7 protein-coding genes are annotated in these 6,667 nt (G+C 57.4%); 3 read left to right on the top strand and 4 right to left on the bottom strand.

All coding sequences use genetic code 11. The annotated features are described in order from the left end of the window. Positions 1 to 274: phospholipase D-like domain-containing protein (locus VL547_RS22440; RefSeq protein ID WP_325582193.1), on the top strand; the 274-nt coding region annotated here is incomplete at its 5' end. 46 nt (positions 275 to 320) lie between these two features. Further along, a complete protein-coding gene (locus tag VL547_RS22445) occupies positions 321 to 959 on the top strand; it encodes an NAD(P)H-binding protein (protein ID WP_325582195.1) in 639 nt (212 codons plus the stop codon). Positions 960 to 1,110: 151 nt separating this feature from the next. Here VL547_RS22445 and VL547_RS22450 read toward each other — a convergent pair whose 3' ends face one another. The 4 genes from VL547_RS22450 to VL547_RS22465 form a co-directional block, all read right to left on the bottom strand. Beyond that, on the bottom strand, positions 1,111 to 1,557 hold the full coding sequence (locus tag VL547_RS22450) for a hypothetical protein (RefSeq protein WP_325582197.1): 447 nt from the start codon (positions 1,555 to 1,557) through the stop codon (positions 1,111 to 1,113). 160 nt (positions 1,558 to 1,717) lie between these two features. Then, positions 1,718 to 2,101 (bottom strand): hypothetical protein, encoded by a 384-nt coding sequence (locus VL547_RS22455; RefSeq protein ID WP_325582199.1) that lies wholly within the window; start codon positions 2,099 to 2,101, stop codon positions 1,718 to 1,720. A 288-nt stretch (positions 2,102 to 2,389) separates the two neighbouring features. Beyond that, the gene (locus VL547_RS22460; protein ID WP_325582201.1) at positions 2,390 to 2,875 is read right to left on the bottom strand and encodes a cupin domain-containing protein; all 486 of its coding nucleotides are present in this window, start codon (positions 2,873 to 2,875) and stop codon (positions 2,390 to 2,392) included. Position 2,876: 1 nt separating this feature from the next. Further along, complete coding sequence (locus tag VL547_RS22465) at positions 2,877 to 4,682, bottom strand: M61 family metallopeptidase (protein WP_325582203.1); 1,806 nt, start codon at positions 4,680 to 4,682, stop codon at positions 2,877 to 2,879. 154 nt (positions 4,683 to 4,836) lie between these two features. On the opposite strand from VL547_RS22465, the gene VL547_RS22470 reads away from it, so the two are divergent. Next, the gene (locus VL547_RS22470; RefSeq protein WP_325582205.1) at positions 4,837 to 6,543 is read left to right on the top strand and encodes a S8 family serine peptidase; all 1,707 of its coding nucleotides are present in this window, start codon (positions 4,837 to 4,839) and stop codon (positions 6,541 to 6,543) included. Positions 6,544 to 6,667 lie beyond the last annotated feature (124 nt).

Consider the following 6,667-nt stretch of genomic DNA (forward strand, 5'->3'; position numbering starts at 1 on the left):
CCGATATAACCGGGGGTTTGTCCACGCCAAAACGATCGTGGTGGACGACGCGCTGGCGATGGTGGGCTCCGCCAACATGGACAACCGCAGCTTCGAGTTAAATTTCGAGACAAACGCCATCGTCTACGACCGCGCGGTAGCGGCGCACCTGAAGCAGCAGTTCCTGGAGGACCTCAAGGATTCCGAAGAGCTGGATCGCGAGCGCTGGCTTCAGCGCGGCAAGCTCACGCGGTTTACGGAGTCCGTGGCGCGGCTGCTGTCCGGGGTGTTATAGCGCCTGTCTCCGCCTTGCCCGCACCCGAAAGCGTTACCTTTAAAATATGAAAGCACTGATCATCGGCGCCACGGGCGCCACTGGCAACGACCTCGTCCGGGTGTTGTTGCAGGATCCGGGTTATACAGAGATTACCGTCTTTGTACGGCGTCCCACCGGGCAAACGCACGCGAAATTGCGGGAAGTCGTAACGGATTTTGACCGGCTGGAAGACGTATCCGGTTATATAAAAGGAGACGTGCTGTTTTCTTGTTTGGGCACCACGCGGAAGATAGCCGGTTCCAAAGGAAGGCAATGGCACATCGACTACGAGATCCCGCTGACGTTTGCCGGGATGGCCAAAAAGAACGGCGTTTCTTCTATGGTTTTATTGTCTGCCTATGGCGCCTCCCCGACCAGTCGCGTCTTCTACTCCCGGGCAAAGGGCGCCTTGGAGGAAAGTATTGCTGCACTTTCTTTTGAACGCTATATTATTTTCAGACCCGGTTTACTGCTTCGGCGCGATACCGACCGCACCGGTGAGCGCGTCGCCGCGGCCGTGCTCCGCCTGTTGAATGGAGTGGGATTGCTTCGCAAATTCCGTCCCATGCCGACGCCCGTGCTCGCCGCCAAAATGGCTTTGGCCCCGCGTGTGCTCTCTGCTGGAACGCACGTCGTGTCGCTTGCCGAGATTTTTAAGCTATAGCCCGCTTTCGGGTTGCATGCCGGCCGCTGATGGCCACGTGTCGCCCTAAGAGCGTAGGCGGAGCGGGTGTGTTTTGGTGTATGGGACAAGCTCAAAGGTGTGGATGAAACCCGAATGCGGCAACCCCGGGAAGATTATCTTACTATTAAACCTAACGGATCGTCTGGTATTCAGTGATCACCCCGCTTTGCTCGACCTGGAGGATGCGGATGTGGTTATCGCTGGCGATCTTTACATAAGTGACGTCGTCGTCGTCGTCGCGTTGCATCAGGGATGCGGAGACGATGTGGTAACCCTTGTACCAGGAAGCGATCTTGCTTTTTGCCCTTTCCGTCAGCTGGTCGGCGCTGATGTCGTGGAACGTGCCGATCAGGTTGCCGTCCTTATCATAGAACGAATCCATGAGGGTGTCCTTCCAGAAGAAAAGTACTTCGACGTAGTTGTCGTCCACGTTCCAAAGACCGCTGGCGCCTTTGTAGTTTTCGGTAAAGTGGGCTTCGGCCTTGTTGTTGACCTTGGCGCCGTTGATGCTTTTGGTGTCGGCTTTGGCGGTAGCAGCTGTAAGAGCGATGGCGGCGATGGCGAGAATCTTTTTCATGAGTTTGTGTGTTTGATATGGATAATGCCAAAGATTTGCCAGCGCCGTGCCGGACGCGTAAGGCGTTGATATTCAGACACGGGTCATAGGGCCGTGTGTTCAAAAGCGTACAGCGGCGCGTTCAGTTGCGGACACCGCCCCGGTGAATTCACTTTTGACCTTAAGCGGAGGCCCGCCGGCCCAGGAGGTAAGACCATTTCATAAGCTTTGGAGCGGAATCGACATTCAAACGATACCGTCGATAGACAAGCCAACCCAGCAAAGCGCCGGCGATCCAACTGATAAGGTTCAGCGTATCGACCGGGTGGTGGGGGGCGGGTTTGAATCCATAAAAGATCATGCTCCTGGCAATCAGCAATGGCAACGCAAAGCAGTACAGAAAACAAATACCCCACAACAGCATCCAAAGCCCCTTCTGTCGCTCCTTCAAGGACAGGCTCCAGCCTTTCAACAGGAAAATCAGACATTCGATGAGGTATGTCAGGACAGCCAGGAAACTAATGTAACGCCAAGGGTTTACGGCATACAAGTGTATTTTGGCCACTTCCAAAATAAGGTATGCGCAAAAAATACCGGGCATAAATAAAATAAAAAGTGCGAATAGCCCGATAATCAGTCCCAATACCGCCATTATACACCCATCCGAGGCTGCATCGGCTTTTGCCTGTTGTTTACCGGCCTCGTAACCGCTATAGTAATCCCCATAGTACCAAAAGTCATCACTCATATGGAATACTTATGGACAATAATATACAAAAAAAATCGATACCCGGAAACCCGGGGCGGCGCGCGTGGGACGGCGGCGGCGCGAGATTCGTGGGGCGGCGCCGCGCTATTTGCGGCAAAGCTCGCGGATGATCGACTCGTGGCCGGGGTATTGTTTGACGAGGTCGTCGGCGACGGCCATCTCGAAGTCGGCGAATTCGAAACCGGGGGCGACGGTGCAACCGACGAGGCTGTGGCCGTCGGGTTCGGCGGGGCGGGCGGCGAACCAATGGGCGGAAGCGACTACGGCCTGGTAGTTGCCAGGGCCGATGCGGAGGGTGCTGAGCGTGCCGTTGGTTTCAAGGACGTAGATGTTGAGGGGGACGCCCTCGTAAAAGTGCCAGCACTCGTCGCTGGGGATACGGTGGAAGCCGGAGAAGTCGCCGCTCTCCAGGAGGAAGTAGATAGAGGTGGAATAGGCGCGGTCGCCGCCAAAACGCCGCGGGAGGGCATTTTGGGCGATCTGGCCCGGGGAGCGGTAGGTTTCGCGGTAGTACCCGCCCTCGGGATGGGGGCGGAGCTGGAGGCGTTCGACGAGGTCTTTGACGGGCATATTATTGAGGGCCTAGCCAGGCTTTTTGTTGGGTGGTGAAGTCTCCTTCCATGGGCTTGAGCGCGAGCTGGCGGCTCTCGGCGAGCGTTACGGTGACGGTGCCGTGTACGCGACGGTTGGTATATTCGACGGTGACGGTTTTGCCGGCGCCTTCGTTTGCCAGGAAGGTGTTGACGTCCGAACCCGAATGCATGGCCTGGCCGTCCAGGGAAATGATTTCGTCGCCTACGTCTATGCCGGCGTCGTAGAGGGGCGTGCCCTTGACGCAGCCGCGGCCGACGACGGGGTGGCCGTTCGCGCTTTCGTAGGTCACGTTCCCCCACCCTGCCTTGCCGGCGGCGGTGTTGACGACCTGGAGACCTTCGGCGGCGAAGTAGGGCGTTACGTCGTCATGCCTGCTGCTATAGACATAGTCGCTGAAAAAGGTATGGGCATAGTCCTGGGTGGTGATACCGGCCAGGGCCGTTTCCAGGTCATGGACGTCATACCAGTGGGCAACCTTGCCGTAGTGCTGCCACAGGGCCTTCATATAGTCGTCGAGGGTTTTGTGGTAGTCCTTACGGAGGTGGAGGTCCAGGATACACGCGATGTTGGCGCCGTAGAGGTAATAGCTGAGGAAGGTGTTGGAGAAGTTGTTCTTATCGATCGAAACGCCGGCGTCGGTGAACACGGCGCGGCGGCTGGATTGAACGGGCGTAAAATATTTTACGCCGGGGCTTTGCTGGAAAATATTATAGTAGTTGCCCAACAGGCCGATCTCCTGCTGCTGGGGCCGGAACCCGGCACGGGCCAGCAGGAGATTGCCGTAGTATTGGGTGAAACCCTCGGCTACCCAGAGACAGTCGCTCATGTTGGACTTGGTGTAGTTGAACGGCTCGATGTCCTTCGGACGGATGCGCTTTACGTTCCAGGAATGGAAGAACTCGTGGGCGACCACGTCGAGGACTTCGTCCATCTGGTCGGCGTCGATCTTGTCCAGCGGGAGGGTGATACAGGTGGAATTGCGGTGCTCCATACCGTCTCCGTTGTCCCAGGGGTTGGCGTCCATGATAAAGGTGTAGGTGCCGTAATCGTATGAGGCGAACTCCCCGAAGACCTTTCCCTCTTCTTCCACGACGCGCTTCATATTGGCGACGAGGGTTTTGAACAGGTCGTCGGTGATGTCGGCGTGGAGCGCCACGCGGAACGTCAGTTTTTTGCCGTCGGGGTTGGTCTCGCTGAATTCGGCCATCCGGAAGTCCGACAGCTCGGTGGGGCAGTCCATGACGTATTGCAGACCCGGGGCGGTAAAGGTATACGGGTCTTCGGTGGGGACCAGCTGGGTGGCCACCTTCCAGTTAAGCCCCGGGGGCACGTGAAAGCTTATCTTGATCGGCGTCTTATCCTGGCCGACGAGCCACATGAGCGTACCGGGCGGGTTCAGGTGGGCGTGGGTGCGGTCGATGCCGACATAGGTGCCGTCGACCCTGTCGCCGAAGAGGGTATATTCAATGGTCACGGTCTCGCCGTGCTCGGGGACTTCATAAACGTCGCCGTCGACCTGGCGGAGGGGTATGGTTTTGCCGGAGGCGTCACGGGCGCCGACAAAATATATGTTCTTCCCGAACTCGTGCGTGGCATAGCGGCCGGTCGACGATCGGCTCATCCTGAAGGTCAGGGGGCCGGCTGGGGCGTTGTGGACAGTTAAGGCAACGGTGGCCTCGTGGTGCATGTAACCGGGGAAGGAAAGGTCATATTGGAGGGTCGTCTGGGCGTGGGCGGCAGAATACAGGCCCAGGGCGCACAGCAGGGAAAAGAGTCTTCTCATAAGGGGTAAAACTAGGTAAATTCCCGGATAGTTAAAGAATCGCCAATCATCACAATAATCCATCCGTCCAGGCTTTTAACCCGTAAATTTGGGACTTGCCGTGCCGCGAGGGCTCCGGCACAATCGCTTCGGCGCAATCAACAATGTAAGACGTATGATGAAGTTTTTGAAACCGGTACTGTGGGTATTGATCCTGGGGTGTTTTTCTTTTTCCGTACAAGCGCAGGCACAGGCGCAGGTGACCGTTGGTTCCGCCCGGGAAGTGGGCGACGATTCCCTCAAGGGCTGGCACCTGCTCGATAAGCAAAAAGACGGCTTTAACGGCATCTCCCTTTCACAGGCATATCAGGAATTGGAACGCGCGGGCAAAAAGCCCACGAAGATCGTGGTCGCGGTGATCGATTCGGGTATCGACACCACCCACGACGACCTCAAGCACGTCCTTTGGCACAACCCCGGCGAAATCCCCGGGAACGGCATCGATGACGACCACGACGGCTATGTGGACGACGTGGAGGGTTGGAACTTCCTGGGCGGCAAGGACGGCCGTTCGGTCATCAAGGACAGCTACGAAGGGGCCAGGATCTATCATCAGCTGAAGGCGAAATACGATAACGGCGCGGCGGTAGACACGTCCACCGCGGAAAAGAAGTGGGAATATACCGAATGGGTAAAGGTAAAAGGCCGGCTGGAAGCCGAAGCCGCCAGCGCCAGCATGACGGTCCTGGCGCTGAAGACCCTGTACAAGAGCATCCCGATGGCGGACAGCGTCATCCGGTTGTCCCTGAATAAGACCGAGTACAGCGGGAATGACCTGATGACCTACAACCCGTCGAACGACGGGGTTTCCCGGGCAAAAAGGGTCATGATGGCCGTTTTCAAGGGCTTCGACCAGATGAGCGCGCTGAATACCACGCTGATCCAGGCGTTCAACGAATACTACGAGTCCCAGGAAATGAAGGCCGACGAGGTGGACAAGGCGCCGGAAGACTTCCGGGGCGAAGTCGTAAAGGATAACTACTACGACTTCAACGATCGCTTCTACGGCAACAACGACCTCCAGGGAAGCGCGATCTTCCATGGCACCCATGTCGCGGGGATCATCGCCGCCGACCGCACCAACCACATCGGTATCGATGGGATCGCCGACGATGCGCAGATCATGATGGTCCGCGTCGTGGACGACGGGGACGAACACGATAAGGATATCGCGCTGGCCATCCGCTATGCGGTGGACCACGGGGCGAAGGTGATCAATATGAGCTTCGGGAAGAGTTTTTCGCCGCAAAAGGCATGGATCGATGAAGCCGTGAAGTACGCGGCCTCCAAGGACGTCCTGCTGGTACACGCGGCCGGTAACGAACACATCAACCTGGATTCCAGCGATAACTTCCCTACCCCGGTCTACATGGACGGCGCCGAAACCGCCCCCAACTGGATCACCGTCGGCGCTTCCGGCGACGCCAAAATCGGGGGGCTGGTCGCCAGCTTCTCTAACTACGGGAAGATGTCCGTCGACGTTTTTGCCCCCGGCGTAAAGATTTACTCCACCGTCCTCAATAACGGATACGATTTCGCTGACGGAACGTCCATGGCGTCACCGGTTGTCGCCGGCGTGGCAGCGTTGCTCCGCGAGTATTTTCCCCAGTTTTCTGCGGAGCAGATCAAATACATTATCGAGAAATCGGCTGTCGCCCCCGACGAGAAAGTGACTATTCCGGGGACGGAGACTTCCGTGTCCCTTTCCGACCTCTGCACTTCCGGGGGGATCGTCAATGCGTATGCCGCGGTTAAATTGGCGGAGACGCTAAAGGCGGAAAAGCTGCCGAAGACGCGGATTAAGCACGATAAGAAGGATTAGCCGCCGCTATATGCGGTCACGCTGGCGCGCTTCGCGCGGGTGGGAAAATGCCCTCCGCCATTGTGCGCTTGCCCCGCGGCGCGTGGGCGCAAGAATAGGCCCGGTCAGGCCTTTTTTTCTCTGT

This window comes from Dinghuibacter sp. (assembly GCF_035492835.1).
GTDB lineage: Bacteria > Bacteroidota > Bacteroidia > Chitinophagales > Chitinophagaceae > Dinghuibacter.

Excerpts from the sequence above, each read along its gene's own strand:
- VL547_RS22465 (WP_325582203.1), bottom strand. The coding sequence starts at position 4,682 with ATGAGAAGACTCTTTTCCCTGCTGTGCGCCCTGGGCCTGTATTCTGCC.
- VL547_RS22450 (WP_325582197.1), bottom strand. The coding sequence starts at position 1,557 with ATGAAAAAGATTCTCGCCATCGCCGCCATCGCTCTTACAGCTGCTACC.
- VL547_RS22445 (WP_325582195.1), top strand. The coding sequence starts at position 321 with ATGAAAGCACTGATCATCGGCGCCACGGGCGCCACTGGCAACGACCTC.
- VL547_RS22460 (WP_325582201.1), bottom strand. The coding sequence starts at position 2,875 with ATGCCCGTCAAAGACCTCGTCGAACGCCTCCAGCTCCGCCCCCATCCC.
- VL547_RS22470 (WP_325582205.1), top strand. The coding sequence starts at position 4,837 with ATGATGAAGTTTTTGAAACCGGTACTGTGGGTATTGATCCTGGGGTGT.